The 500-nt window shown below is 74.4% G+C and carries 1 protein-coding gene; it reads right to left on the bottom strand.

Translation table 11 applies throughout. The features are described from left to right. Positions 1-56 precede the first annotated feature (56 nt). The gene (locus tag L687_RS23320) at positions 57-431 is read right to left on the bottom strand and encodes a fluoride efflux transporter FluC (RefSeq protein ID WP_036271458.1); all 375 of its coding nucleotides are present in this window, start codon (positions 429-431) and stop codon (positions 57-59) included. Between the last annotated feature and the right edge of the window lie 69 nt (positions 432-500).

Genomic DNA, 500 nt, shown 5'->3' with positions numbered 1-500 from the left:
GCGCAGCACCGCGCCGACCCCTCCGGCGAGCGCGGCACCGAGGAACAGCAGCGGGCTCATGATGCCCGTCCCGTCCGGGGCCGGCCGAGACGCAGCCCGAGAGCTGCCGCACCGAGCCCGAGAACGAGGCTGCCCACCGCGTAGGCGGCGGCGAGAGCAGGCACGTCAGCCCACAGGGCGACAGTGCCGGTCATGAACGCGCTGTAGGTCGTGAATCCGCCGAGCACTCCGGTGCCGAGCATCAGCCGCAGGTCGGCCGATGCGGGCAGGCGGGCCGCCAGCACGCCGATCAGCAGGGCCCCGACGACGTTGGCGATGAGCACCGCGACGGGAATACCGCCCCCATCCGGGAGCGCGAGGGCGAGGCCGAGCCGTGCGGCCGTCCCCACCGTGCCGCCGGCGGCGACGAGCAGGATGCGGCGGAGGTTCACCTCCGCCACTGTAGTCGCCGAGCAGCGCGGCGTTCGCCGGATGGCAGCGGCCCCTGCGGATGTCAAGGC

The organism is Microbacterium maritypicum MF109 (assembly GCF_000455825.1).
In the GTDB taxonomy this organism is placed as follows: Bacteria; Actinomycetota; Actinomycetes; order Actinomycetales; family Microbacteriaceae; genus Microbacterium; species Microbacterium maritypicum_A.
The sequence above is the reverse complement of the archived record's forward strand: the minus strand, read 5'-3'. Positions and strand labels throughout refer to the sequence as shown.